Origin of the sequence: Mycobacterium paraintracellulare, from assembly GCF_000276825.1 — a bacterium.
Taxonomy (GTDB): domain Bacteria; phylum Actinomycetota; class Actinomycetes; order Mycobacteriales; family Mycobacteriaceae; genus Mycobacterium; species Mycobacterium intracellulare.
Map to the genome: position 1 here is coordinate 2,122,200 of NC_016948.1, position 22,686 is coordinate 2,144,885.

The following is a 22,686-nucleotide window of genomic DNA, read 5'->3' on the forward strand; positions in this document are numbered from 1 at the left end:
GCGTTTCCGGGCGTTTTGCCGCAACAACTCGACGTTCGGCGGGAAGAAGGAGAGAGGCAGGGCTCAGGCCGCGGCGTCGGCGGCCAGCGCCTCGTCGTAGCGGTCGAGCACGGTCTCGGCCACCAGCGGGTGCGCGCCCAGCGGGGAGGCCATCCGAATCCCGTTGTCCCGGGCGAAGGTTGACACGCCGTCGGTGATGAATCCCGGCGCCAAGAACCACGGCGCGATCACCAGCCGGCGCGCGCCGCGGCGGCGCAACTGGTCGGCGGCCCGGGCCACCGACGCCTCGGGCCGGGTGGCGAACGCCGTTGCGGCCCCGGCCCATCGGGTGCCGGCGGCCAGCCGAGACGCCACCTTCGCGGTGCGGGCATTGGCGGCCAGGTTCGACGAGCCGATCGCGACGACCAGCACCCCGAGATCTTGGTCGAGGGGCGACACGCCGATCTCGGTCAGACGCTCGCGCAGGACGGTGACAAGACGGTCGTCCTCGCCGAGCACATCGGCCTGCCGGATGCCCTGAGCGCCGGCGCGGGCGATCTGTTCGGGGATGTCCAGGCGCGCGTGATACGCGCTGGCCAGCAGCAACGGGGCCACGACCGCACGGCGGCTCTCGGGCAGCCCGGCCAGCACGTCGACGAAGTTCGGGGCGTTGAGCTCGAGGAACGCCAGCCGCACGTCGAGGCCCGGCCGCATCCGCCTCAGGCGGTCGGCCACGGCTTCGGCGTTGGCACCCGACCGGGGGTCGCGGCTGCCGTGCGCGGTGAGGACGAGCGTGCTCACCGCAGGTCGTCCTCCTCGGCGCGCAGCGCCCACGACGCGAAAGCCTCACCGCTGTCACGCTTTTCGAGGTACTTGCGGGTCACCCGGTCGATGTAGTCGCCCAGCTCGGCGCTGGTGACCTTGTGCTGGCGCAGTTTTCGGCCGAAGCCGCTCTGCTCACCCAGGCCGCCGCCCAGATGCACCTGGAAGCCCTCGACCGAATTGCCGTCACCGTCGTCGATCCACTGGCCCTTGAACCCGATGTCGGCGACCTGGATTCGGGCGCACGAGTTCGGGCAGCCGTTGAGGTGCACGCTGATCGGCGCGTCCAGTCGCGACTCGACGTCGGCCAGGCGCTGCTCGAGCTCGGGCACCAAAGTCTGGGTGCGGACACGGGTTTCGGCGAACGACAGCTTGCAGTACTCAATCCCGGTGCACGCCATGGTGTTCTTGCGCCACGACGACGGCCGCGACGGCAACCCGAGCGCGTCCAGCCCCGCCACCAGTTCGTCGACCTTGTCGTCGGCGACGTCGAGGATGACCAGCTTTTGGAACGGGGTCCATCGCGCCCGGTCGGAACCGGCCTTCTCCATCAGGTCGGCCACGGCCGACAGGGTGCTGCCCGACACGCGGCCGGCGATCGGTGCGACGCCAACGGCGTTGAGGCCGTTCTTGATGCGCTGCACGCCGACGTGGTCGATGGTGTGCTTGACGGGCGTGGGGGCCGGGCCGTCGATTAGCCGGCGGTTGAGGTATTCCTCTTCGAGGACTTCGCGGAATTTCTCGACGCCCCAGTCCTTGACCAAGAACTTCAACCGGGCCTTGGCGCGCAGCCGGCGGTAGCCGTAGTCGCGGAACAGCTGGGTGACGGCCTCCCAGACGTCGGGCACCTCGTTCAGCGGAACCCAGACGCCGAGCCGCTGGGCCAGCATCGGGTTGGTCGACAGGCCGCCGCCCACCCAGAGGTCAAGGCCGGGGCCGTGTTCGGGGTGGTGGACGCCGACGAACGCGATGTCGTGCGTCTCGTGGGAGACGTCCTGCAGCCCGGAGACCGCGGTCTTGTACTTGCGCGGCAGGTTGGCGTACTCGGGGTTGTTCAGCGAGCGGCGGACGATCTCGTCGATCGCGGCCGACGGGTCGAGCACCTCGTCGAGCGAGTCGCCGGCCAGCGGCGAACCGTGGATGCCGCGCGGGCAGTCGCCGCAGGCCTCGGTGGTCTGCAGTCCGACGGAGTCGAGGCGCCGCCAGATCTCGGGGACGTCCTCGATGCGGACCCAGTGCAGTTGGAGGTTTTCGCGGTCGCTGATGTCGGCGGTGTCGCGGGCGAATTCGGTCGAAATCTGGCCCAGCGTGCGCATCGTGTGCGCCGTCATCGCCTTGCCGTCCGAGCGGACCCGCATCATGAAGTACTTGGCTTCGATCTTGTCGGTGTTCTCGTCGCCGGTCCAGCTGCCGTCGTAGCCCTGCTCGCGCTGGGTGTAGAGGCCCATCCAGCGGAACCGTCCGCGCAGGTCGGACTTGTCGATGCTGTCGAAGCCCTGCTTGGAGTAGACGTTGATGATGCGGTCGCGGACGTTCAGCGGCCCGTCGTCGTTCTTGATCTTCTCGGTGTCATTGAGGGGTTCGCGATCCCCCAGCGCCCACTGACCCTCGTTGCGGGTCTTGACGGGACGTGCGGTGGTCATATGCGTGCTCCTTCGCGAACTTCGTCGCGGCGGCTCAGATTGGCGGCGTGCGGCCGGAGGCGGGCTGCGGGCCTTCTCGGCTACCGGGCATTCGCGATGATGTTGGGTCTGTGGGCACCCGCAGGTTCGTCATTGGACCCACGGGGCGCGATTCCATAGTGCACGAGTCGCGCCGGCGTCAGTAGAGGTCACATGTTGTGAGGGCACAACCTCGCGTTGTGTGCGCTGCTTCACGGCGTTGCCTTGGCGGCCAGAGGGATTGGCCGGACTCACAGTAGTGTGGCCGCTTATGAGCTCCTCCGACATCCATGACGTGATCATTATTGGTTCGGGTCCTGCTGGGTATACCGCGGCGTTGTATGCGGCGCGGGCGCAGTTGGCGCCGGTGGTGTTTGAGGGGACGTCGTTTGGTGGGGCGTTGATGACGACCACCGAGGTGGAGAACTACCCGGGTTTTCGCGACGGGATCATGGGTCCGGAGTTGATGGATCAGATGCGTGAGCAGGCGTTGCGGTTTGGTGCTGATCTGCGCATGGAAGACGTCGAATCGGTGTCGCTGGAGGGCGCGGTGAAGTCGGTGACCACCAGCGAGGGGGACACCGTGCGCGGACGGGCGGTGATCTTGGCGATGGGCGCGGCGGCCCGCTATTTGGGGGTGCCCGGGGAGCAGGAGTTGCTGGGGCGTGGGGTGAGCTCGTGTGCGACCTGTGATGGGTTCTTTTTCAAGGATCAAGACATCGCGGTGATCGGTGGTGGGGATTCGGCGATGGAGGAGGCCACGTTTTTGACCCGGTTTGCCCGCAGTGTGACGTTGGTGCATCGCCGTGAGGAGTTCCGGGCCTCGCGGATCATGTTGGAGCGGGCCCGGGCCAACGACAAGATCAACTTCCTGACCAATAAGGCGGTCGAGGCGGTCGAGGGCGCCGAGACGGTGACGGGGTTGCGGTTGCGTGACACGGTGAGCGGTGCGGAGTCGACGCTGGCGGTGACCGGGGTGTTCGTGGCCATCGGGCATGACCCGCGCTCAGAGTTGGTGCGCGAGGTACTCGACACCGACGCGGACGGGTATGTGTTGGTGCGTGGCCGCACCACCAGTACCTCGATCGAGGGGGTGTTCGCCGCCGGGGATCTGGTGGATCGCACCTACCGCCAAGCCGTGACCGCCGCCGGCAGCGGCTGTTCGGCCGCCATCGACGCCGAACGCTGGCTCGCCGACCACGAGGAAACCGACGTGGACGCGTCCGTGACGCCGGCTATAGGTCGAGAACCGTTGCGTAACTGAGGTTTAGACGGGAAGTTTGGCGGAGTCGTTCTGCGACCGCCGAGTTGGGCCGGCAGCCGGGTGTATCCGTGCAAGTTGATCAGCCCTCGCGGTTGTGGGGGAGCCGTCAGGCGCAGATCGGGAAAACTCTCGAATAGTGCGCGCAGGGCGGTCGCTCCCTCGATGCGGGCCAGGGCGGCACCGAGGCAGGCGTGGATGCCGGATGCGAACGCGAGGTGGTCGCGCGCGTTGGCCCGGGTGATATCGAAAGTCGTTGGATCGATGAACACCTTCGGGTCGCGGTTGGCGCCGCCGAGGAACAGTCCGACCATGTCGCCCGACGCGATGTGGGCCCCGGCGATTTCGACGTCGCAGTTCGGGGTGCGCGCGGTCATCTGAACCGGACTGGCGAACCGCAGGATCTCCTCGACCGCGGAGGGCCAAAGGTCCGGATTGTCGTGCAGCAGCGCCAACTGCTCGGGGTGCTGCAGCAACAGCACGATGCCGTTGCCTATCAGGTTCACCGTCGTCTCGAATCCCGCGCCGACGATCAGCGCGGCGTTGGCGGTGAGTTCGCGATCGGTCAGCGAGCCGTCGGCGGCCATGCGGCCGAACGGATTGTCGCTCTTCTGGCCGGCGCGCAGTCTGTGGAGGTGCTCGAGCAGGTAATCGTCGGCGCCGCGCAGTCCGTCGATGGCGTCGCGGTAGGTCTTCCAGTCGATCCCGATGTCCAGCAGCGGGGAACCGCTGCGGCCCCACCCCAGCATGCGCGGATACGAATCAGGCGGCAGGCCAAGGATTTCGGCGATGATAGCGACCGGCAGTTGCATCGCGTAGTCGGCGATCAAATCGGGCTGCGGGATGGCGGCGGTGCGCTCGATCAACTCCATCGTCACTTCGGCGACCCGGGTGTCCAGTGAGTCGATCGCGCGCGGGGTGAAGCTTTGTGCCACCAGTTGCCGGTAGCGGGTGTGATCGGGCGGATTCACGATCACCATCGCGGGTGGTTCGACCGGGTTGGCCACGCCGGGGTCGGTTTTGGCGATGAGCGCCTTCAGCGGGCGGGGCAATTCCATCTCGCTGGGCGCGGTGACACCAAAGCGCTTGTCCCGCAGGATTTGTCGGCACACGGCATGGTCGACACTGGCCCACACGTACGGGGAGCGCACCACGCGTCCGCGCGCCCGGATCTGCTCCATCAGCGCATAGCGGTCATCGGCCGTTCCGCTGCGCAGCAGCCGCGCCAGGGGGTCGCCGCGGCGGGCCTGAACGGCGAAGTACGCCCGCGGCACGCCGTGCATGGCCGCCCACCGGGCCCTGAGTCCGACACGCATACGGATCCCTCCCGGAACCTCAACCCCGCTTGCACCCTGCGATACAATGAGACCCTAAATGTCTCGTATGTTCCGATCGCTACGATACGACGACCGCGACGAGCGGGCAAGGAGGGATTCGTGACCTCGACGCGAACGGCGGAGTTCGTGCGGCGACTCACCGAGCCCGATCCCGTCGTGCTTGCGCAGGTCGACAACCCCGACGAGATCACCGCCCGCATCCTGGCCGCCACCGCCGAACAGGCCGAGCTGGTGGGGATGCGCCGGACCACCATGGAAGATGTCGCGCGGCGCAGCGGCGTCGGGCGCGCCACCCTGTATCGGCGGTTCCCGACCAAGGCGGCGCTCGTCGATGCCGTCGTGCTGGCCGAGGCGCGCCGCTTCCTCGAGGGCGACGCGCAGGCCTGGGCGCGTGGCACGACACTCGAAGAGCGCATGGTCTACAGCACGCTGTTCTCGGTGACGTTCATGCGCGAACACGCCTTGCTCAAGAAGCTGCTCCGCACCGAGCCCGAAACGATTCTGCCCAGCCTGACCATCGACGCGGGCGCCATTCTCGACTTCGCCACCGAGCACGCCATGGGGCTGCTGCGCGCCGCGCTCTACGGCACGTCGAAAACCACGGCAGCCCAGGAGCGCCACCTTCGCACCGTCGCCGAATTGCACACCCGGCTGACGCTGTCATTCATCGTCACCCCGCACACCGGCATCAACCTGGCCACCATCGACGACACCCGCACCTACGTGCGCAACTACCTGATGCCGATGGTCACCGGGCCGAGCTAGTCGGCTGCCGTTGACCGGGGTGAGTCACATCCGCCACTTTCGTCTCTCCGCGAGGCGGCACACCTTTTGCCCACCTCCGAGCGACAAACGCGATGCGCGGCAGTGCGTTGTCGCTCGGAGGTGGGCACTTCGTATGGTCGTCCGGACCGCGGTGGCACTGGAATACCGCCCGGCGTCGCACCGGAATACCGCCCCGCGACGGCACCGAATTACCGCCCGCGGCGTCCCGAGGTCGTCTAATCCCGCGGCGTGAGATGCGCGGTGACGATCGGGGTGACCCGCGCGATGAGTTCGTCCACTGGAGCGGACGAGATCGGCTCGACCTGCAGGACGTGGCGCAAGTAGGCGATGCCCAGGAGTTGGCCCATGGCCAGATCGACACGCAGTTGCGCATCCGATCCCGTCAGCAGTTTGGCCATCTGCGGATACAGCTGGCCCTGAATGAACTGACGCACCAGGGCGGCCGACTCGTCGTGGGTCGCGGCGCCCCGCAGGATCGCCAGTAGGGAAGCGCGCGAGTCCGGCCGCTCCCATGCTTCGAAGAACACCCGCGTAAGGCGCGCGCCGATTTCCTCGCGATCGCCGCCGGCAATGCGCGCGCTGACCTCGGCCGGGTCGAACGGCCACCCCATAGTGGACCGGAACAGCTCGGCCTTGCTGCCGAAATAGTGCCGGATCAGCGCCGGGTCGACGCCGGCGCCGGCGGCGATATCGCGGACGGAGGTCTTGTCGTATCCCGACTCGGCGAACAGCCGTCGAGCGGTCGCCACGATGTCGTTCCGGGTGTCGGGGTTGCCCGGGCGTCGTCCAATGGGGGGCACAATCCAGAAATTCTACAGGCGTTGACTTCCGAATGCTGCGGCGTTACCGTGGACTCATAAATTCCCCAAGTGAGGAGTTAAGGAGATGCCAGCACCGCGATGGGTTGCCCGGGCCAACAAGATCGGCCTCAATCGGTTCACCAAGTACATCGCCCCGTGGGCGCCGGGATGGGCAATCGTCGTCCATCGCGGACGCAAATCGGGGCGCACCTTCCGCACCCCGCTGTGGGCCTTCCGGCGCGGCAACGGATTTGTGATCGCGCTGACGTACGGTCCCGAAACCGATTGGGTGCGCAACGTTCTCGCCGCGGGGGGCTGCGAACTGCAGACCCGGCGCCGGCGGTATCAGCTCGGCGCCCCGGTCGTGTTCCGCGACGAGGACGCGACCGACATGCCGGCGTTCATCCGGTTCATGCTGCGCAGGGTGATCAAGGCACCGGAGTTCCTCCGCCTCGACATCGTGAGCCAATTGGCAGCGGCGCGTTGACGATGGACCTGCCGAGCAGCCCGCTGGGGGAGCTGGATCCGCAATTCGAGAAGCTCGGACTGGAGGTGGCCGCGTTCACGTTCGGGCTGCCGGGGACGAGCGTTCGCGAAAAGCTGCTGCAGACCGTGACGCTCGACATCTGCCGCGCCCATCTGGGCCTCGCCTTCCGGATGCACGTCACGGCGGCGACGATGCACGGTGTTACCTACGCCGAATTGTTGGCCGCGATCCGGTTCGTCGCCCCGTACTCGGGCTACCCCGCGGCGGCGGATGCGCTGGCCCGTCTCACCGAGATCGCGGTCGAAACCGGAGTGGACACAAGTGATCTCGGTGAGCAACCGGGGCCCGGCGCGGTGAGCGACGCCGCGGGGCGCCCCGACATCGCCGACGAATGGGCCGCCGAATTCGTCGACTGGCAGCTGTCCCGGGCGTGGTCGGAGGACCTGTTGAGCAGGCGCGAGCGCGCCATCATGGCGCTGACCTCCGATGTCGGCCAGCGGGATCTCGACGTGTCGCTGCGCCGCCACGTCGAACTCGCGCTCGACGCCGGTCTCAGCGCCGACGACGTCCGTGACGTGATTCGCTTCTGCGCCGAGTACGGCGTCGGGCGCGCCGCGGCGGCCCTGCGGGCGCTTGACGACGTGTTAGTCGGCTAGGGCGTCTGGCGAATTACGCGTCGCCCGAAGCGAACACGACGTCGGGGTTGAGGATCCCGGCCGGGTCGAAGCTGGCCTTGATGCGGCGCATCAGGTCCACCTTGACGGGATCCTCGAGTTCGACGAAGTACGGGGCCTTGGCGCGGCCGAGGCCGTGCTCGCCGGAGATCGCCCCACCCAATTCCATTGCCAGCGCGAAGATGTCGGTCAACAGCTTCTTCCGCGTGACTGGGTCCGGGCAGAAGATGGCCAGGTGCACGTTGCCGTCGCCGGCGTGCCCGCATCCCGCTGCGGCACCGCCGGCCGCCGTTGCCAGATCGCGTGCGGTGGACAGGAACTTCGGCATCGCGCCGCGCGGCACGACGGCGTCGATGAGGTCGTCGGCGCCCACCGCCTTGAGCGTCCAAAACGCCTTCTCGCGCGCCTCGATCAGCTTGCGCGCCGCGCCGCCGTCGAGCACATAGGCGTCGACGGCACCCAGCTCGGCGAGCAGCTCACCCGTCGCCTCGACATCCTCGTCCAGCCGATCCACGGTCCGGTTCTCAAGCGCCACAACGAGATAGGCCTGGCAGCTGTCGCGGACGTCGTCGGGAACGCCGAGCTCCAGGTTCTGGGTATGGACGAGCGCGGCCATCGTCACGTTGTCGATGTACTCCAAGATGTAGGGCGCCATGCCGCTGGCGAGGATCTTCGGCACCGCCTGCATGACCTGGTCGAAGTCGGCGAACGGCGCGAGCACGGTGGCGCTGTGGTCGAGGCGCGGATGCAGCTTGACGATCACCTCGGTGGCCAGCGCCAGGGTGCCCTCGGAGCCGACGATGAGCTGGGTCAGGTCGTAGCCGGTGGAGACCTTGGCGATCTTGCCGCCGGTGCGGATAATCTCGCCGGTGGGCAGCGCGGCCTGCAGTCCGAGCACGTTGTGGCGGGCGATGCCGTACTTGACCGCGCGCATGCCGCCGGCGTTGGTGCCGACGTTGCCGCCAACGCTGGACGACAGCTCGCCGGGGTGGACCATGTACCGCAGCGCCGTGCCGGCGGTCGCGGCGTCCAGCTCGGTGAGCGTCACGCCGGGCTGGACGACGGCGACCTGGTTGGTGACGTCGACCTCGAGCACGGCGTTCATGCGCTCGAACGAGATCAGCAGGCCGTCGGCGCGGGGGATCGCCGCGCCCGACAGGCCGGTTCCCGAGCCGCGGGCCGTCACCGGCACGTGGTGTTCCGTGGCGGCCTTGAGCAGTTGCGCCACCTCGTCGGCGGTCGCGGGCTTGGCCAGGTACGCGGGTCGTTGCGGGGGCTTGGTCAGCACCTCGTCGTGTGCGTAGTCGTCGGAGATGGCGTCGCCCGTTAGGATGTGGTGCGCGCCGACGATCGTCGCGAACCGCGCTGTCATGTCGGTCATCGAAGGCCCACCTTCTCCCGTCGGACAGTGACTCACTGTATCGGGAGTGTGGGGGACGGCGGCGCACCGTAGTTGGGGGCGGCGCTGCCGTGCGGTTGCGACACGCGTGAGCCTGCGCACGTTATGTCGACGCCCGATTCGGGAACACGCGGGCTGGACTGTCTTCGACGTTGCGAAAGGATTGCGCAGTGGCCTCCTCGTCCCGCGGTTCGCGGCTCGGTACCCGGTTCGGGCCGTATGAGCTGCGATCACTGATCGGTGCCGGGGGAATGGGCGAGGTCTATCGGGCCTACGACACGGTTAAGGACCGGATGGTCGCGCTCAAGCTATTACGTGGCGAGACGGCCGCGGACCCTGGCTTCCAGCAACGACTTTGGCGCGAATGCCGCAAGGTGACGCGGCTGCAGGAGCCCCACGTCCTGCCGCTGCATGACTTCGGTGAGATCGACGGGGTGCCCTTCATCGACATGCACCTGGTCGACGACGGCGGCAGCCTCAAGGACCTGCTGCGCGAGCAGGGTGCGCTGGAGCCCTCCCGTGCGGCATCGATCACCGCCCAGGTGGCGCGCGCCCTGGACGCCGCACATGCCGCCGGGCTGGTGCACCTCGACGTCAAACCCGAAAACATCCTGCTCACCCACGACCACTTCACCTACCTGGCCGATTTCGGCATCGCCGAAGCCGCCGGGGACGAGTCCCTTTCGCGGACCTACATGGCGCCCGAGCGATTCACCACCGGACGCATCGGGTCGCAGACCGACGTCTACTCCTTGACGTGTGTGCTCTACGAGTGCCTCACCGGGCAGCCGCCGTTCGAGACCGAGGACGCGGGGGAGCTGAAGAGCGCGCACCTGCTGTCGCCGGCGCCGAGGCCCAGCATCATGCGCCGCGGCGTCGGCCGCGACTACGACGACATCATCACCCGGGGCATGGCCAAACAGCGCACGGCGCGATTTGACTCGGCCGGCGCACTGGCCCGGGCCGCCAGCGAAGCGGTGTTCGCGGCGTACGAGCCGGTTTCCGTTGGGGCCGGCCAGCTCCCGCTCCCGCGCACCCGTCCGTTCCCGGCGGTGGCGCTTCCGGATACCGGCCCCGACGGCGACGCCCCCGAGCCGCCCCCTGCGTCGCCGCGGCCCGCGCGCCGGCTGATGGTAGGCCACGCGCCGCTCGTGGTGACCGCGGTGGCGACGGTGCTGCTGATCGCCGGCCTGGTGTTGTCGGTGAAATCCGTTGTCGGCACTCATCACAACAGTTCGGCCTCGCCGGGGCCGTCGTCAGCGCGAGCGGCCGCACCTCCCGCGCCGTCCAGCTCACCGCCGCCGCTGACGCCGACGTTGTCGCGTCCGGTGAAGGGCGCCGACGGGCTCGGGTTCGTCGGCGAGACGGCCCGCTGCGACCCGGGCAACCCGCCGGCCGCCGTGGTACGCACCGCCAAGTCGCTGGCGGTGGTGTGTCAAAACCTCAGCGGGACTTACTATTACCGCGGCGAGCGGATTCGCGATGGCGCCCACATCGAGCTTTCCAACGCCAAGCCCGTCGAGGACGGATTCGATGTCACCAATCCGGTCGATGGCGTCGTCTACGAGGTCCGCCCGCACCGGCTGCGGATCATCAGCTACGGGCACGTCGATTCGTCGGAACCCGTGCTGCAGTACGCGACGGCGTCGTAATCACTGGGAAGCCAACGTCTTCGGCGTACCGGGCCGTGCCAACGCGGCGGGAGCCACATGTCTTTCGAACGCGCTAGCGGATGTGATAGCGGTTTGCGCACGAACCAGGTGCAAGCACGGCCGAAAGCATTGGTTGCCAACGGCTTTGTTTGAGCCGCGGGATCGACACGGCGTGGCTGCCGAGTCCGATTCCCGCACCGAGGATGGGCCAGATCGGCCAGAAGTAGGTGGCGTCGGTCGTCAGTGCGACGGCCGTCCAGACGGTGAGCACGATGACGACCATGGCGAGGTATGCGGCGAGGTGGGCGCGCACACCGCGACGGGCCGCGGCGACGCGGGCGGCGCGCCGGCGGGGGTCGCGACGCCGGATGCGATCGACCGGCAGGTCGGCGAGGAGTTCGCGGAGTTCGTGGTCGGTCTGCGTCTGGAAAGCGGCTTGTAGCCGTCGGTCGTACTCGTCGATCTGCAGGTAGCCCTGGGCGAGGGCCTGGCCGAGCAGGTCGGCGGTCTTCTCCCGGTCGTGGGTGCCGGCGAGCGTGGATGTGGTCTCAAGCAGATTCGTCATGTCGCCTCCTTGGTCGCCGATGTGAATGCCATTAACATAGACCCTAATGTTAATCTCGTCAACATGGCTGTGAAGCGGTCGACCGTGCGCCGGCGGGAGAGCTATCACCACGGTGATCTCAAGCGCGCGCTGACCAGCGCCGCGCTGTCGCTGGTGGCCGAGAAGGGGCCGAAAGGGTTCACCCTCACGGAGGCGGCGCGCCGCGCCGGGGTCAGCGCCGCGGCGCCGTACCGGCACTTCGCCGACAAGGCCGAGCTGCTGGCCTCCGTCGCCGAACAGGGATTCCGCGACCTGCACGCCGAGTTGGCCGCGGCGGCCGATCGCGCGTCGCATCCGAAGGAACGGGTGACCGAGCTCGGCCGCGCCTACGTGCGGTGGGCCATCGCCCATCCCGATCACTATCAGGTGATGTTCGGGGCGTCGCTGAAGGCCGAGCAGGGCCTTGCGATAGCCGGCGAGCAGGCGTTCGGGGACCTGCTCGACGCGATCACCCGGTGCCAGGAGGCCGGGATCGTCGCGGCTCAGGATCCCCGCGAGGTGGCCGGGCCGCTCTGGTCGCTGGTGCACGGCATCGCGACGCTTGCGATCGGCGGGCACCTGCAGGCTGTCGGCATCGCCCAGGCTCCCGACGAACTGGTCGACGGCGTTGTGGCGCAAGTGCTTTGAGTGATCACCACGGTCGTTCTGTTTCCCGGCTGGTTCCGGGGGTGAAGGTGACCGGGAGCTTGCCCAGCCCGGTCATGCTCGGGTTGCCCAGGTATTGGTGGACGTTTTCGACGTCGACCTGATAGTTGGGGATGCGGTCGAGGACGGCCTTGACCATCACTGCCGACATCAGCCGGGCGAGATGCGATCCGATGCAGCGGTGCGGGCCCAGGCCGAACGCGACGTGGCGGTTGGGTGCGCGGTCGAGGATGATCTCGTCGGGCCGGTCGAACTCGGTTTCGTCGTGGTTGGCCGAGAGCCAGCTGAGGACGACTTTGTCGTTCTTGCGGAGGCATTGGCCGCCGAGGACGACGTCGTGAGTGACTGTGCGGCTGAGGGTTTGGTTGACCGAGAAGTAGCGCAGAAATTCGTCGGTGGCGGTGCGGTAGAGCTCGGGATGGTCGATGAGTTGCTGTCTGAGGTCGGGGTGAGTGCCCAGGTGCCTTAGGGTCAGTGCGGTTTGCGAGGTGGTGGTGTCGACGCCGCCGCCGATGAGGTTCCACAGGATGTTGAGCAGCTGTTCGTCGGTGAGGCGGTGGCCGTCGAATTCGAATTGCAGCAGGAAGCTGGTCAGGTCGTCTTCGGGGTTGCTGCGTCTGGCCGTGGCGAATTCGATGACTTCTTGCATCATGGCGGGGACTTTGGCGATCGCGTCGGCGTACTCGTCGCTGTCCTGCGGGACGGCCATGACGGAGTGAAAGAGGTTGGCGTACAAGTGCCAATTGTCGTAGGGCAGGCCCATCAGCTTCATGGTCAGGATGGCCGGGACCGGGCTGGCGTAGTCGAGCACCAGGTCCATCTGCCCTGTTGTGATGTGTTGGTCGAGGAACCAGTGCGCGGACTGCTCCATGAACGGCTTGAGTTTCTCGACGGCGCCGGGGGAGAAGAACGGGGCCAGCGCGTGGCGGAGGGCTTGGTGGTAGGGGCCGTCGACTTCGCCGATGCCCAGGGCCGGTTGGCCGTCGGGGCGCGGGACGCCCATCTCGCCCTGGTAGTCGACGCCGTCTTCGGCGTTGGGTTCGTATTTGTGGGCGAAGGTGTCGCCGTCGCGGGCGGTGTGGCTGACGGCGTCGTAGCTGCTGAGGTACCAGAAGCCGTCGTAGTTCTCGTTCCAGGCGACCGGACATCGTTGCCGCAGTTCGGCATTGACGGCCAGCTCGTTGAGGTTGAACGCGTCGGAATGATGGTCGAAGTCGACGGTGGCGTCGGGCCGGACCTTCGGGCGTGTGACCATCGAAGCTCTTTCACGGAAGCGGTCTGCTTAGTTGGCGGTGACGGGCGCTTATTGGTTTATCTTTGCATTATTGCGCTTTTGAGTGGCGTGGAGAAGCTTGCTTAGGGCGGTAGCGATTGCGTTCATTAGGGGTCTGACTTGCTGCGGAGGTTGGGTTGAGTAGTCATCGAACGGTTTTCAATCACGTTGGGTTATGCGTCACCGATCGCGAACGGTCGCGCCGGTTCTACGAGGGACTGCTGGGGTTCCAGTTCTGGTGGGAACTCGACCCGCCCGATGGGGCGACAGCCCAGCTGGTGGGGCTGCCCGAGCCGCTCGGCGTGCACGCGACGTATCTGGTGCGGGACGGGTTCGTGCTCGAACTCATGGACTACTCGAAGCGTCAGGTTCATGCCGGCTCCGAGCGGGTGATGGACCAGATCGGGCTGACGCACATCTCGTTCTCGGTGTCCGATCTTCCCGGAGTGCTGGCTCGGGTGGCCGAGTTCGGGGGATCGGTGGTCGATTCGTCAGTGTCCGCCAGCGCGGCGATGATCCGGGATCCGGACGGGCAGTTGTTGGAGTTGCTTTCGGATGGGTGGTTGAAGGCGTTGCCGGCGCGGCCGTAGGGCGGAAAAGTATGACTCTGGCAGCTCGAGCTGCCAGGTGCCGGCAGACGGCCAATTTGCCGTCCGAGAGAACTGCCGCCTTGATTAAGACGCGGGTCGTCGCTCACCGAGGGCCACCCCTACTCCTTGCGTCGACCTACTCGATGCGAATGAGTGAACCAGGCTTGCCACTTCTTCCCGACGCTGCGGACAGCGGCCTTTAGCAGGGCGATACCCGAGACCTTTGGCCCGGACGCGGCGGGCATGGCCCTTCGATGGACGCCGCGAGTTGACCGACTGAGTTACCACTGCAACCGGAATTTTCACAATTGTCGGTGCATAAAAGCGCGGAACTGTCTACGCTCTGATCGAGCAGTTGGCCAAGTCGCAAGAGATGAGCATCGCCAAACGCGGGTTAGGCGAGCTGAGAGGATGTACATGCGCAAGACTACGAAAGTTTTGAATCTTGCTACCGCGCTCAGCGCCCTCGCGGCCCCGGCCACCGCACCCGCAGTCGCGAATGCCGCCGAGTCCGACGACGCTCGTATCGCCGAAGCGGCGGCGTCCGATGTCGGAACTGAGACGAAGGCCGAGCTTGAGTCGTCGCGTGGCGGAGCACTTATGAGCTTCACCGTTGACCAGAAGAGCGACGGCATGATGGTGCCGCAGCACTCTTCGCACGTATCGCATGCATCGCACGCATCGCACGCATCGCACGCGTCCAGCTCGTATTAAATGTCGGACATCGTCGTTGACTTCAGCTCGTCCACGCAGTCGCTCGGCGCACTGCAGGAAGCTGCCTATCGCCTGATCGGCCAGGCCGCTTGCCGAATAGACGAAGCGGATGGGCGATACGTTTGCTGGCTCTCACCACGGGTTTCGGGGGTTGATGACGACCAGCTGCGTGCCCACTTCCTAAATCTGGTTACAGACGAGAACCTTCGGGAGAAGGTGAGGCGAGAGACTGACCGGCTCCGCGACGTAATTGTCGCTCTAGCGTTCGGATCTTTGGCAGAGGAACAGTGACGATTGTGGCAGGCTTCGCTCCACCGGATTCGTTTCTGCCTACGGCGTCGACGCTTCAACTCCTGCCTATCCGCTTCGAACGGCTCGGCGCGGATCGCTTCATTGTTGGCAACTTGGTTGGCGACATGACTGAGATGACCCAAACCGAACTGGACCGCCTTTGTGCGCTCGACCTTGCGCCTGGCGACGGCCTATATGAGCGAGCGTTTGAGAACCTACTCATCGGATCGGTTGAGCAAACTGCCCAGCGGCAGCTCCTAGCGCTCCGCTTGCGTAGCCGCCTAAGTTTCTTGCGAGCGGCGACGCCTCTTCACCTGTTTGTCGTCACGCTGCGTTGCGAACACTCGTGCCCTTATTGCCAAGTGTCTCGGCAAAGTAAGGACCGCGCGCGCTACGACATGGACCAAGCGACGGCTTCGAAGGCACTGGACATTGCGCTGTCCGCACCGGCTCCGCTGATCAAAATCGAGTTCCAGGGAGGGGAGCCGCTCCTTAATTTTGACCTGATCCAGTGGATTGTGTTGGCCGCGAAGGAGCGAGCAGCCCCCCGCGGGAAGGTGCTGCAGTTCGTAATCACGACTAACTTGGCGCTGCTCAATGACGAGGTGCTGGACTTCTGCGCTGAGCATGACGTCCTTTTGTCGACGTCACTCGACGGGCCTCGTGACCTCCACAACAAGAACCGACCGCGCCGGGGACAGAACAGCTATGAACTCGCGGTGGCGGGGATCGAGCGCATCAAAAAGCGCCTCGGGCCGGGAAGGGTCGGTGCCTTGATGACCACAACCGAGGCAAGCCTGGACCGCGTCGAGGAGATCGTCGACGAATATCTGCGGCAGGGTCTCGACGGGATCTTCCTTCGGCCGATGTCTCCCTACGGGTACGCGATCAAGACGAAGCAGTTTCACAAGTATCGAGCCCAGGATTGGCTCCGATTTTGGAAACGCGGCCTCCGCTACATCCTCGAGATCAATAAGTCCGGCCGACATTTCCCCGAGTTCTATTCGGCATTGATCCTTCGCCGGATGCTGAGCGATGTGCCTATCGGATATGTCGATCTGAGAAGCCCGGCCGGGGCCGGCCTCGGAGCCCTTGTCTACAACTACGACGGCGCAGTGTTCGCCTCCGATGAGGCTCGGATGCTTGCAGAGATGGGAGACCGCACCTTTGAACTAGGCAGCGTACATGAGCATAGCTATCGGGACCTGGTGTTGTCTGACACGTTGGTTACGGCAGTCGCCGATTCACTAACGCAAACGGCGCCGCAGTGCTCAAGCTGTGTCTTTGAGCCCCACTGCGGGGCTGATCCCGTCTATCACCATGCGACGCAGAATGATTCGTTAGGGATCAAGCCGCTGTCGGAGTTCTGCGAACGGCAGAAAGGCGTGATCACGCACCTGTTCGAGCTACTGGAATATTCCCCGGAGGATGCTGCAATCCTTCGGAGGTGGGCACAGTGAAACCGCTTCTTTTATCGGGGCGCGCGCCAGCAGCCGACCTCGCCAAGCTAAGCGGGGAGCGGCAGTCCTGGCGGCTTCGGTCGCCGACGAGTTTCCCAGCGGACGGTCGGGATGCCGCTTTAGTTGCGGTACCAGACGATTGGAGACTGGCCCAAGCTCATGGCTACCGACTCGCCATCAGTCGTGATGAACCTCCCGCCCAGGTTTCGTTGAGCTACGTTCGCTTACCCGCTGGATTCGCCGAGCTTGGCGACGGCGATGTGCTACGCATCCAACCTAGAAACGGCCGACTTCGGGTGCTCTACCGCCGGTCCTCTAGGCACAACTTTTTCCTCGTGACGGAACGCTGCAACAACTACTGCCTGATGTGCTCGCAGCCCCCTAAGTCGGTCGATGACGGCTGGCTGATGGATGAGATCGAGGACACTCTGCCGCTAATCGACCCCTCGACGCCCACACTGACATTCACCGGCGGCGAACCTCTCACGGAATGGCGCAGGTTCATCACTGTCCTGGAGCTAACACGTGATCTGCTCCCGGACACGGCGGTCCATGTGTTAACTAATGGACGCGCCTTCGCCTCTCCCGACGTTGCGAGCGCCTGGGCAGCGGTTCGCCATCCAAAGCTCTCCGCAGGCATACCAATATATGCCGCCGTCGATCACATACACGATTACGTCGTACAAGCGAGGGGAGCTTTCGACCAGACTCTCCTTGGTGTGCTCCGTTTAAAGGACCGCGGTCAACGAGTTGAAATTCGCATTGTCCTCCACGCCATCACTGCACCTCGCCTACGCGAAACCTGCTCGTGGATCGCTCGAAATCTGCCCTTCGTGGATCATGTTGCGCTGATGGGCCTGGAAAATACCGGCTTTGCCATCGCCAACGACGGTGTGCTTTGGATCGATCCGCTCGACTATCAAGAACAGTTAGCGGCTGGGATCGATGTACTCTCGGCGGCCGGCGTCAATGTTTCGATTTATAACTTGCCCCTCTGCGTGCTTGATCCCAGCATTCGACAGTTCTCGGTGCAATCCATCTCAGACTGGAAGAACGCGTATGTGGCAGAATGCGATGACTGCTCAGCTCGCCGCGAATGCGCAGGCTTCTTCTCGACAGGGCGACCAAAATTCAGTCGCGGGATAGCTCCGATTTAATTCACCGAATAACACGACGAGGCATTCCTATCCTATGGACGTGACGTTGGAAAGGTCCTTGACTCCAGAATTCAGAGAGTTTATGCCCCTTTTTGGAGCGCTCGACGGACCAATATTAGATGCACCGTGTGGCTATGGCCGCCATGCGCTTTCCTTGCAAGAGATTGGCTGCCGGGTCGCATGTGTAGATATTGACGATAAAGCTCTCGAGCACCTGGCGTGCTTGAATGAGATTCCCGCGGCAGATGGGCGAAAAGAACTTGAACTATTTAGGGTCGATGTGGTTAATGACGATTGGCCGTTCGAAAAAGGCCAGTTCAGTGGTGCATTGAACATCCATTTCCATGGGGCCAAGTTGTTAAGTAACATCGCATACTCTTTGGACCCAGGTGGTTTGGTCTATATCGAAACAGTTACAAACAGAAAAGGTAATTTTATACAACTCCCGCAGGCCGGCGAAATCCAGCGCATATTTGGAGATGATTTTGATTATCTATATATAAAAGAAAGGCGCGCCGGCCCGATTGATAGTGGTAAAGTTACCGTCCGAATGCTTGCTCAAAAGAAATGAAGAAATCATCTGGTAACTTTATTGCGCTATTTGTGCATTAACCTGCAGCTAGGAATTCGTCGAATCGTTCGGCCAGCCTGTCCTTGGACGGCCGATCAGCGCGCCGCTTCGGCAATGCGATCATCCGCTGATGCATTTCTTGTAGACCATGCAAAAGCATTGGCCCGTCGACTTCGTCCATAATCTCGCTGTTTATTCGGACCGTATAATCTGGCGAGATCCCTAGCAGGTTTGCGTCATAGGCCGCGTGGTGGATCTTGCACAAGCTTAGTCCGTTCTCGACCAGTGGAAGCCCGTGTGATTTGTCGTCACCGATGATGTGTGCGGCATCGAGCAGCTTGCCGTGCCGGAGTTTGCAGACGGTGCACTGCTGCTCGTACGCAAGCATGATTCGACCCCGGAACACGGGCTGATGCAATCGTTGTCTTATCGCGCGCTCTGCATATTCGCGCTCGATCGGCTCGAGATGGAACGGATCGGCTACAGATCGAAAGCTCTCATCGAAGGCAATCAAGAATTGCCGGTTAGCGGCATCATCCTTAATGACGTATGCGGGAAACACTGGGACATAAAGGCTGGCCTGGATTTTGCGAAGCAATATGATAGGAAGTCCGAGGTCGGCCGCTCGACGTAGTTTCCGATTGTCGCCATCGGTGCTGCCCTTTCGGTAATCGTAGGCTAGGAGGCCATTGCCAACTTGGGTGTCCGCGTAGGGGCCATCGGGACTAGACACAACGGAAAGGGTGGCGAGCATGTATCTCGGATTTCTAATGCCCCGCCCTTGATCGATGAGGCGATGCCTTTCGTCTCCCACCTGCAGAGATTCGAGTTGGGTCCTACTGACAACACCGCTTTCTGCGACGAGTTCGGACAGTTTGTCGAAGATGAGATGACGGAGATGCAGCTCGACTTCGCTATCCACGCAAAGAGTTTGTCACAGAGCGTGCTGGATGAAAGGCGGTTTGCCACCGACGATTCAACATTGGTGGTGGCCGTCTCGGCTCTTGCGTTCGCGGCGTGATTCAACTTTCGAACGCCTGGTAAGGCTGAGCCCTGCGAGGTCGGGCAACGGCAGCGGTGGCAACGCTGCGGTCGTCATGTTGTGGTGAGCCGTTAACTAAAGATCGGAACTGACGGCGACAGTCGACTCGACGGTTAGGGAGATGGTCTTCAAGCCAATGCTTATCGGTGCAGTATCGGCGGGTGATAACTAATCACGACATCCGCGGGTGACAACTAATCAGTTATATGCCGTGCTTCCCGGTTCGGGATGCGTCGTGCTGATCAGCTTGGCAGCGCAGTGATCCCGATCAAATCCCTGGGTCCGGCACCAGGCCATTGGACCGGCAGAGTCGGTAAAGGTAATGCCCGCGACGGTAACCCAGAAGTCCGGCCCCGAAAATGTTGACCAATCACCTGACCAAAGCAATCTCACGTTGGGGTAGCGCTGCCTTAGCTGCAGATGTTCCCGGAGCGTCATCGCGTTGTCCCATACAACGCCGTTGTCGACGACGCCGGGTCGCTTGGAGCTGAGTTGCGGAACCCAGTAGTCGGCGAGTTGCGCGCTGACGTATGACCGATCGTCATTCGCGATCTGGTGTAGCTGCTGCAGGGGATCTTGCGGCGCAGATGTGACCGTATTGGGCACTCGAGCCGGCTGGGTAGCCAAGGGTGGTGACTCAGTCTCGTACGTAGTGACGGGGTTGGTGTAGGTGGCAGGGGGCGCTGTGGATGGCTCCGAGTTGCTCGAATTTTCATGGGCGAGAAGTCCGACGGCCAGTCCCACGCCGCCCAACAACAGCGCCACCGTGATCCCCACAGCGGTCAACACAATTAATCTCTTCGAGGAGCCTTGCTCTGCGCCACCTGTGCCTGTTGGATCCGTTGCGGGATAAAGATATTGGGCATTGAACGGCGGGTAACTAGGAGGCGCAACGACGTACTGAGGCCCCAGCAGTGTGTCTGTGCCGGGCGAGACGGTCGGATCCGGTGCGATCGCACGCTTCGCCGCGCGTCCCAGCGCCCCGGCGCTGCCGTAACGGTCATCCGGGTGCTTTGCCATGCCGCGAGCAATGACCTCGTCAAAGGACGCCGGAACGCGTGGATTCACGGCAGTTGGCCGCGGTGGCGGCGACGACACGTGGGCGCGGATGGCCTGCTCGGCGCTGTGAACCGGAAACGGTTTGGCGCCCGTGAGTGCCTCGTAAAGGACGCATGCTAGCGAGTAGACATCGACCGCTGACGTTGCTTCGTCGTCGCCGAATCGTTCGGGAGCCATGTAGTCGAAGCTTCCGACTGTATATCCCGCCATGGTCAGGTGCGTGTCACCTCTCGTTTCGGCGATGCCAAAGTCGACCAGATAAGCGAAATCGTCTGGCGTGACGATGATGTTCTGGGGTTTCACATCACGATGAATCAGCCCTGCAGCGTGGGCAGCGTCTAAAGCCGATGCGACCTGCCGGATGATGTCGGTAGCCCGCTCCGGCTCAAGCGCACATTTCTTGACCATTTCGTGCAATGTCCGGCCCTGGACCAGTCGCATATCGATGTAGAGAACATCGTTGATCTCGCCCCAGTCATGGATGGGGATGACATGCGGCTCCTGCAGGATCGCCGCGGCGCGGGACTCGCGCAAAAACCGGGCACGAAATGTTTCATCACTGGCGTATCTATCGGTGAGTATTTTTAGGGCAACTGTTCTGCCCTTGTTGGTGTCGTAGGCCGCATAGACCTCACCCATGCCGCCCTCGCCAAGCAGCTGCTTGATTTCATATTTGCCGAACTTGCTGCCGACGAGCGACACCAGACCCTCCTGCGTTTTACCACCGCGATCAGTATCTGACGAGGGGCTGGGCTGCGCAGGGATTTTACCTAGAAAGCTTTGTATTTATCTTTGGGGTAATGCGCGGAACCAAGTTCAAGTTCCCCAAGGGTCTCGGCTTCAGGCTGGCGTAATCAGCATGTCCTTCCACGTCTTCGGCCCCTTCGACCGCACCAAATCCGACTGCCGATAAAGCGCGCCATCAGGCGCAACATACCGCCCAGTGCCGGGATCGTAATGCAACACCGCAACCGACGGCGACACACCAGAACCGTTGGCGCCAAACGCACTTGGCGCCGCTGGCACGGCACCCGCATCGGGCGCTGTCGGCGGCTGGTTGACCGTCCCCGGCGCAACCGGCCCCGGCGGTGTTCCGACGGGCGCCGCTCCCGGCGGCAACGGCGTCCCGTCGACCGGACCAAAAGTCCTCTGCTCGATACCAACCCGATCATCCGGCGGGAGCCCCTGCGACAGCAGGTTCGGATCCAACGGATACGGCCCCAGCGCGTGCTGCCTCTCCGCCAGCGGCACGTACTGCTTATCACTGTTGCAGATTTCGACTGTGGGAGCGCGCTTTCCAGGCTTGGTCATGCAGGGATAGTTGCGCGCGCCGCGCACGGATATCGGCGAGTCCTGCGGCAGCTTGCAATAGAGATTGTCCGGTGTGTCGGCCTCGCTCACATCAGCCGGCGAGCGCCACTGCGACGGCGGCAGGAACCCCACGGTGCACGCCGGCGGGTCGGCGATGGTCAGCGTGAACCCGCCGACCGCCAGGCCGGTCGGATTGTTGGTGACGCCATACGACCCATACGCCGCGACCGACGGGGGCAGCAGCACCAGCAACTGTTCCAACGCCGGATGATAGGTCACCCCGACCTGCCCGATGGTGGTCAGGTTCGCCAAGAACACCGGCAGCGTCGGCTTTACCTGATCGAGCAGCCGCGAAACCTCCTGCGCGAAGCCGGGTCCCGTCTGCACCAGCTTCCGAAACTGCGCGTCGTCCTTCACTATCTGATCGGTAAACCCGGTCAGGTTGCGCGCCCACCGCCGCGTCTGATCGGCAGTCTGGGCCTGCGCGTCCAGAAAGGGCCGACCGTCATCGACCAGCGCGCGGGTGTGGTCGACAACCGCCGACGCGTCGTGCGACAGCTTGGCCGACGAATCCAGCATCGACTCCAGGTCGTACCCCGCTCCGTTGAACGCCGTGAACGTCTCGTCGAGCAACTGCCCGAGCTTGTCCTTGGGGATGCTCTTGACCAGCGCGCTGAGCTTGTCCAGCATCGGCCCCACCGGCCGCGGAATGCTGGTGTCGCGCGCGGCGATCACCGACCCGTCGCGCAGGTAAGGGCCCGACTCCAAGCGCGGCACCAGGTCGACGTATTGCTCGCCGACGGCCGACATGCTGCGCACCGCCGCGTGCACGTCCGCGGGAATCTTCGGCGAAGTGTCAATGGCCAGTGTGGCTTTCGCGCCGACGGCGGTTGGGCCGACCGCGGTCACCTTGCCAACCTGCACGCCCCGATAGGTGACGTTGCTGAACCGGTACAACCCACCGGTATCGGGCAGCTCCAACGTGACGGTGAGCTTGCCGACCCCGAGCAGCGTCGGAACCTGCATGTACTGGAAGAACATGAACCCCATCGCCACCACAGAGGCCAGCGCGAAGATGGTCAGCTGCATCCGGACGAAACGCGTCAGCAGC

The 22,686-nt window shown here is 64.2% G+C and carries 20 protein-coding genes and 1 pseudogene; 11 read left to right on the forward strand and 10 right to left on the reverse strand.

The features are described from left to right. Positions 1–63 precede the first annotated feature (63 nt). Together OCQ_RS09930 and OCQ_RS09935 are read right to left on the reverse strand one after the other, a co-directional pair. Positions 64–780: a sirohydrochlorin chelatase gene (locus OCQ_RS09930; RefSeq protein ID WP_014384468.1), complete on the reverse strand. Its 717-nt coding sequence runs from the start codon at positions 778–780 to the stop codon at positions 64–66. Next, the gene (locus tag OCQ_RS09935) at positions 777–2,444 is read right to left on the reverse strand and encodes a nitrite/sulfite reductase (RefSeq protein ID WP_014379887.1); all 1,668 of its coding nucleotides are present in this window, start codon (positions 2,442–2,444) and stop codon (positions 777–779) included. Before OCQ_RS09935 ends, OCQ_RS09930 begins: the two co-directional genes overlap by 4 nt. A 289-nt stretch (positions 2,445–2,733) precedes the next feature. On the opposite strand from OCQ_RS09935, the gene trxB reads away from it, so the two are divergent. Next, the gene (gene trxB, locus OCQ_RS09940; protein WP_041784942.1) at positions 2,734–3,726 is read left to right on the forward strand and encodes a thioredoxin-disulfide reductase; all 993 of its coding nucleotides are present in this window, start codon (positions 2,734–2,736) and stop codon (positions 3,724–3,726) included. Positions 3,727–3,734: 8 nt separating this feature from the next. Here trxB and OCQ_RS09945 read toward each other — a convergent pair. Continuing rightward, a pseudogene (locus OCQ_RS09945) lies at positions 3,735–5,039 on the reverse strand (cytochrome P450); the annotation flags it as partial. A 120-nt stretch (positions 5,040–5,159) separates the two neighbouring features. Between OCQ_RS09945 and OCQ_RS09950 the strand changes: the two are divergent. After that, complete coding sequence (locus OCQ_RS09950) at positions 5,160–5,825, forward strand: TetR/AcrR family transcriptional regulator (RefSeq protein WP_014382337.1); 666 nt, start codon at positions 5,160–5,162, stop codon at positions 5,823–5,825. Positions 5,826–6,061: 236 nt separating this feature from the next. Here OCQ_RS09950 and OCQ_RS09955 read toward each other — a convergent pair whose 3' ends face one another. Beyond that, entirely contained in the window at positions 6,062–6,646 is a 585-nt protein-coding gene (locus OCQ_RS09955; RefSeq protein ID WP_041784943.1) for a TetR/AcrR family transcriptional regulator, read from the reverse strand. An 85-nt stretch (positions 6,647–6,731) separates the two neighbouring features. On the opposite strand from OCQ_RS09955, the gene OCQ_RS09960 reads away from it, so the two are divergent. Both OCQ_RS09960 and OCQ_RS09965 read left to right on the forward strand, forming a co-directional pair. Then, positions 6,732–7,133, forward strand: coding sequence for a nitroreductase family deazaflavin-dependent oxidoreductase (locus OCQ_RS09960; protein WP_014384471.1), 402 nt, complete (start codon positions 6,732–6,734; stop codon positions 7,131–7,133). Positions 7,134–7,135: 2 nt separating this feature from the next. Continuing rightward, a complete protein-coding gene (locus OCQ_RS09965) occupies positions 7,136–7,789 on the forward strand; it encodes a carboxymuconolactone decarboxylase family protein (RefSeq protein ID WP_014384472.1) in 654 nt (217 codons plus the stop codon). A 13-nt stretch (positions 7,790–7,802) separates the two neighbouring features. Here the strand turns inward: OCQ_RS09965 and OCQ_RS09970 are convergent, their stop codons facing one another. Beyond that, the gene (locus OCQ_RS09970) at positions 7,803–9,188 is read right to left on the reverse strand and encodes an FAD-binding oxidoreductase (protein ID WP_014384473.1); all 1,386 of its coding nucleotides are present in this window, start codon (positions 9,186–9,188) and stop codon (positions 7,803–7,805) included. A 188-nt stretch (positions 9,189–9,376) separates the two neighbouring features. On the opposite strand from OCQ_RS09970, the gene OCQ_RS09975 reads away from it, so the two are divergent. After that, positions 9,377–10,858 (forward strand): serine/threonine-protein kinase, encoded by a 1,482-nt coding sequence (locus OCQ_RS09975; RefSeq protein ID WP_041784944.1) that lies wholly within the window; start codon positions 9,377–9,379, stop codon positions 10,856–10,858. A 73-nt stretch (positions 10,859–10,931) separates the two neighbouring features. Here the strand turns inward: OCQ_RS09975 and OCQ_RS09980 are convergent, their stop codons facing one another. Beyond that, complete coding sequence (locus tag OCQ_RS09980; RefSeq protein WP_014384475.1) at positions 10,932–11,423, reverse strand: DUF1707 domain-containing protein; 492 nt, start codon at positions 11,421–11,423, stop codon at positions 10,932–10,934. A 69-nt stretch (positions 11,424–11,492) separates the two neighbouring features. Here OCQ_RS09980 and OCQ_RS09985 point away from each other — a divergent pair, with 69 nt between their 5' ends. Further along, positions 11,493–12,089: a TetR/AcrR family transcriptional regulator gene (locus OCQ_RS09985; protein WP_014384476.1), complete on the forward strand. Its 597-nt coding sequence runs from the start codon at positions 11,493–11,495 to the stop codon at positions 12,087–12,089. A 4-nt stretch (positions 12,090–12,093) separates the two neighbouring features. On the opposite strand, the gene OCQ_RS09990 is transcribed toward OCQ_RS09985, so the two are convergent. Beyond that, on the reverse strand, positions 12,094–13,362 hold the full coding sequence (locus tag OCQ_RS09990) for a cytochrome P450 (RefSeq protein ID WP_014384477.1): 1,269 nt from the start codon (positions 13,360–13,362) through the stop codon (positions 12,094–12,096). Between the two features lie 155 nt (positions 13,363–13,517). On the opposite strand from OCQ_RS09990, the gene OCQ_RS09995 reads away from it, so the two are divergent. The 5 genes from OCQ_RS09995 to OCQ_RS26540 all read left to right on the forward strand — a co-directional run bounded on the left by OCQ_RS09995 (position 13,518) and on the right by OCQ_RS26540 (position 18,163). Next, complete coding sequence (locus tag OCQ_RS09995) at positions 13,518–13,970, forward strand: VOC family protein (RefSeq protein ID WP_014384478.1); 453 nt, start codon at positions 13,518–13,520, stop codon at positions 13,968–13,970. 417 nt (positions 13,971–14,387) lie between these two features. Further along, positions 14,388–14,684, forward strand: a complete 297-nt coding sequence (gene hxsA2, locus OCQ_RS10000) for a His-Xaa-Ser repeat protein HxsA2 (protein WP_139826590.1) — start codon at positions 14,388–14,390, stop codon at positions 14,682–14,684. 287 nt (positions 14,685–14,971) lie between these two features. Beyond that, positions 14,972–16,435 carry a His-Xaa-Ser system radical SAM maturase HxsB gene (hxsB, locus tag OCQ_RS10010; RefSeq protein ID WP_014384480.1) on the forward strand — a complete coding sequence of 488 codons (1,464 nt, stop codon included), beginning with the start codon at positions 14,972–14,974 and terminating at the stop codon, positions 16,433–16,435. 296 nt (positions 16,436–16,731) lie between these two features. Next, positions 16,732–17,592, forward strand: coding sequence for a His-Xaa-Ser system radical SAM maturase HxsC (hxsC, locus tag OCQ_RS25975; RefSeq protein WP_232065654.1), 861 nt, complete (start codon positions 16,732–16,734; stop codon positions 17,590–17,592). A 40-nt stretch (positions 17,593–17,632) separates the two neighbouring features. Then, positions 17,633–18,163, forward strand: a complete 531-nt coding sequence (locus OCQ_RS26540) for a class I SAM-dependent methyltransferase (protein WP_158023542.1) — start codon at positions 17,633–17,635, stop codon at positions 18,161–18,163. A gap of 37 nt (positions 18,164–18,200) precedes the next feature. Here OCQ_RS26540 and OCQ_RS10015 read toward each other — a convergent pair whose 3' ends face one another. The 3 genes from OCQ_RS10015 to OCQ_RS10025 form a co-directional block, all read right to left on the reverse strand. Continuing rightward, positions 18,201–19,085 carry an HNH endonuclease gene (locus OCQ_RS10015; protein WP_041784946.1) on the reverse strand — a complete coding sequence of 295 codons (885 nt, stop codon included), beginning with the start codon at positions 19,083–19,085 and terminating at the stop codon, positions 18,201–18,203. Positions 19,086–19,403: 318 nt separating this feature from the next. After that, positions 19,404–20,969, reverse strand: coding sequence for a serine/threonine-protein kinase (locus OCQ_RS10020; RefSeq protein WP_041784947.1), 1,566 nt, complete (start codon positions 20,967–20,969; stop codon positions 19,404–19,406). Positions 20,970–21,104: 135 nt separating this feature from the next. After that, positions 21,105–22,685 carry an MCE family protein gene (locus tag OCQ_RS10025; RefSeq protein WP_041785566.1) on the reverse strand — a complete coding sequence of 527 codons (1,581 nt, stop codon included), beginning with the start codon at positions 22,683–22,685 and terminating at the stop codon, positions 21,105–21,107. Position 22,686: the final 1 nt, after the last annotated feature.

What these genes read in the sequence shown, in the direction of transcription:
- OCQ_RS09970 (WP_014384473.1), bottom strand. Translation starts at nt 9,188, where the DNA reads ATGACCGACATGACAGCGCGGTTCGCGACGATCGTCGGCGCGCACCAC.
- trxB (WP_041784942.1), top strand. Translation starts at nt 2,734, where the DNA reads ATGAGCTCCTCCGACATCCATGACGTGATCATTATTGGTTCGGGTCCT.
- OCQ_RS09935 (WP_014379887.1), bottom strand. Translation starts at nt 2,444, where the DNA reads ATGACCACCGCACGTCCCGTCAAGACCCGCAACGAGGGTCAGTGGGCG.
- OCQ_RS09990 (WP_014384477.1), bottom strand. Translation starts at nt 13,362, where the DNA reads ATGGTCACACGCCCGAAGGTCCGGCCCGACGCCACCGTCGACTTCGAC.
- OCQ_RS09960 (WP_014384471.1), top strand. Translation starts at nt 6,732, where the DNA reads ATGCCAGCACCGCGATGGGTTGCCCGGGCCAACAAGATCGGCCTCAAT.
- OCQ_RS09980 (WP_014384475.1), bottom strand. Translation starts at nt 11,423, where the DNA reads ATGACGAATCTGCTTGAGACCACATCCACGCTCGCCGGCACCCACGAC.
- hxsA2 (WP_139826590.1), top strand. Translation starts at nt 14,388, where the DNA reads ATGCGCAAGACTACGAAAGTTTTGAATCTTGCTACCGCGCTCAGCGCC.
- OCQ_RS09965 (WP_014384472.1), top strand. Translation starts at nt 7,136, where the DNA reads ATGGACCTGCCGAGCAGCCCGCTGGGGGAGCTGGATCCGCAATTCGAG.